This window comes from Advenella sp., from assembly GCF_052108595.1.
GTDB lineage: Bacteria > Pseudomonadota > Gammaproteobacteria > Burkholderiales > Burkholderiaceae_B > Advenella.
This window is the reverse complement of the sequence record NZ_JBQEAU010000154.1, coordinates 1-3,342: the sequence shown is the minus strand read 5'-3', so window position 1 is coordinate 3,342 and position 3,342 is coordinate 1. Positions and strand designations below refer to the sequence as shown.

The 3,342-nt window shown below is 57.8% G+C and carries 2 protein-coding genes; both read left to right on the top strand.

Features of this window, described 5'->3' with window-relative positions; all coding sequences use genetic code 11:
• Window positions 1-2,020, top strand: a 2,020-nt coding sequence (locus tag ACTIKR_RS19245; protein WP_442328727.1) for a DUF3418 domain-containing protein, incomplete at its 5' end; no start/stop codon positions are given.
• Window positions 2,021-2,031: 11 nt separating this feature from the next.
• Window positions 2,032-3,342 (top strand): DNA polymerase III subunit alpha (dnaE, locus tag ACTIKR_RS19240; RefSeq protein ID WP_442328726.1); only part of this gene is annotated, 1,311 nt, incomplete at its 3' end.

The window sequence follows — 3,342 nt, the reverse complement described above, 5'->3', positions numbered from 1 at the left end:
CGGCCTCAAAAGCGAGGAGAGCGCCCAGTATCAGGGGGCGCGCGATATCCGTTTTGTGGTTCACCCCGGTTCGACGCTGATCAAGAAAAGCGGCAAATGGATTGTGGCTGCCGAACTGGTGGAAACGACCCGACTGTTTGCGCGGTGCATTGCCAATGTGGACCCTCGCTGGATCGAGTCTGCCGGTGCGCATCTGCTGAAGAAACATTGGTCCGACCCGGCATTCAATGCCAGTCGCGGGCAGGTGCTGGCCAACGAGCGAGCCACGCTTTATGGCCTGATGGTCTACAGTGGTCGCAAGGTCAATTACGGACGCATCGCACCGGGCGAGGCGCGGGAGATCTTTATCCGGCAGGCGCTGGTTGACGGGCAGATTACCGCTACGCTACCGTTTATCGCACATAACGCCAAGGTCATCCGGGAAATTGAAAAAATGGAGCATCAGGCCAGACGGCCTGATATTCTGATCGACGACGAATTGATCTTCGCCTTTTACGATAAACAGATTCCTGCCGATGTGTGCCAGACGCAGACGTTGGTGAACTGGTACGGCAAGCTGGACCAGACGGCTGCCCGGCAATTACTGCTGAACCGGGAAGATCTCATGCGTCACGAGGCATCGGGTATTACCTCGGATGTCTTTCCCAAGCGCACCGAATGGGAGGGCATGTCTTTGGCCCTGTCTTACCATTTCGAACCCGGCTCGCCCAAAGACGGGGTGACCGCAACCATTCCGGTGTTTCTGCTCAATCAGGTAGATCCGGTGCAAAGCGAATGGCTGGTGCCGGGCATGCTCAAGGAAAAAGTGCTCCATCTGCTCAAATCGCTGCCGCAGAAATTGCGGCGTCACTGCGTGCCGCTGCCCGACTATGCCCAGGGGTTCTTTGAACGCTGGTTTGACAATGCCGCCAATCCGGACCGTTCGCTGGTGGTGGCGCTGGCCGATGACATTCGTGATGAACTGACGATTCGCGTGGCTACCAGCGACTTCAAGCCGGAAACGTTGCCGGCCCATCTGTTCATGAACTTCCGGGTAGTGGATGAACATGGCCGTATGCTCTCGGCTGGTCGCAACCTGAGCCAGTTGAAGGCAGAACATGCACCGGCTGCGCAGGCATCGTTTCAGTCTATGGTCAGTCGCGACAAATCGGTGGCCCAGGTGGTCAGCCAGGACGATATTGTGGAATGGAATTTCGGCCAGTTGCCGGAAATCATGGAAATCCGCAAGAAGAATGACGTCTTCATCGGTTACCCGGCGCTGGTGGATCTGGGGCAAAGCTGCACCATTGATGTGTTCGATGACCCCGATATGGCTGCACGCAAGCACCGGCAGGGGCTGCTGCGCCTGTTTCGCATCGCCATGAAAGATCAGTTAAAGCAACTGGCCAAATCTATTCCGGAACTCACGCGCATGGGTATGCTGGCCGTTTCGCTGATGAATCAGGAGAGCTTGCGTGATCAGATTATTGAGGCGGCCCTGGGACAGGCCTGCCTGGCCGAGCCGCTGCCGGCCAATGCCGAGCAGTTCGAAGCGCGCCGTCTGGATGCCAAGGGCCGTATCGGTTTATTGATTCAGGAAGAGGCTCGGCTGGCACTGGCCACCCTGACAGAGTGGGCGGCACTGCAAAAGAAACTGGTCTCGGTACGTTCTTCGGCCAAGACGCTGCACGACGATATTGTGGCAGGCGCAAGTGCCTTTATGACGGCGCAGTTTCTGACCGACCACTCACACAGCCGGCGAGCCCATTATCTGCGCTATCTGAAGGCGGCGTCGGCGCGTATCGATAAATACCGCAGCGATCCGGCGCGCGATGCCCGCCTGATGCAGGAAATGGCTCCTCTGGCGCTTAACTACCAGCGCATGCGCAGCGCGCTCAAAGGCCAGGCTGACGAGCGGCTGGATGACTTTTTCTGGATGCTCCAGGAACTGCGCGTGGCTCTGTTTGCGCAGGAGCTGCGCACCCCGGTGCCGGTGTCGGTACGGCGTTTGCAAAAAAGCTGGGAAAGCCTTAATCGTTGATACAATAGCATATGACTTCAGTAGATGCTTCTCCCACATTTGTCCATTTGCGCACCCACTCGGAATTTTCCGTGGTGGACGGGACTGCGCGCATCAGCGAGCTGGTTGCCGCCGCTGCTGCCTATTCGCAACCGGCCATCGCGCTGACTGATTTATCCAATCTGTTTGGCTTGATCAAATTCTACAAAGCAGCCAGGGCCAAGGGCATCAAGCCCATCGCCGGATGCGATGTGTGGCTGGCCAATGAGCAGGATCGCGATAAGCCATTTCGCGCGCTGTTGCTGGTACAAAACCGCCAGGGCTATCTGGCCCTGTGCGAGGTGCTCTCGCGCGCCTGGACTGCCAATCAGTACAAGGGCAGGGCGGAATTGCAGCGCGAGTGGCTGGAAAACCAGCCAGGGCTGATTCTGCTTTCCGGCGGCATGGCTGGCGACGTTGGTCAGGCCTTGCTTGCGGGGCGGATAGACCAGGCTGAAGCACTGGCGCGCCGCTGGGCCGCGTGGTTCCCTCGTTCCTATTTTATTGAACTGCAGCGCACCGGTCCGCAGGCCGATGAGCGCTATGTGCAACTGGCCATGCAACTGGCTGCCCGTCTGGATTTGCCGGTTGTTGCCACCCACCCGGTACAGTTCACCCGGCCCGAAGACTTCCGTATGCACGAAGCCCGCGTCTGTATTTCCGATGGCGAGCTGCTGGGCAACAAATCGCGCACCCGCCGCTTCTCAGAAGACCAGTATGTGCTCAGTTCGGCACAGATGGCCAGCAAGTTTGCCGATGTGCCTTCGGCCATCGCCAATACGGTTGAAATCGCCCGCCGCTGCTCACTGACGCTGTCGCTGGGTAAACCGCATCTGCCCGATTTTCCGACGCCCGATAATAGTTCTCTGGACCAATATCTAATCAAACTGTCCGAAGACGGCCTGGAAATACGGTTAAAGCAACTGTACCCGGACGAACAGGAGCGGGAAAAGGCGCGAGCTGCCTATCAGGACCGGCTCAAACTGGAATGCAAAACCATCATTGGCATGGGGTTTCCTGGCTACTTTCTGATCGTGGCGGACTTTATCAACTGGGGCAAGCAGAACGGGGTGCCGGTAGGTCCGGGGCGTGGTTCTGGTGCCGGTTCGCTGGTGGCGTATGCCTTGGGCATTACCGATCTTGACCCCTTGCGCTACGATTTGCTGTTCGAACGGTTCCTGAATCCCGAGCGGGTTTCCATGCCCGACTTCGATATTGACTTCTGCCAGGATAACCGCGAAAAGGTGATTGAGTACGTCAAGGAAAAATACGGGCGCGACGCGGTCAGCCAGATAGCCACTTTT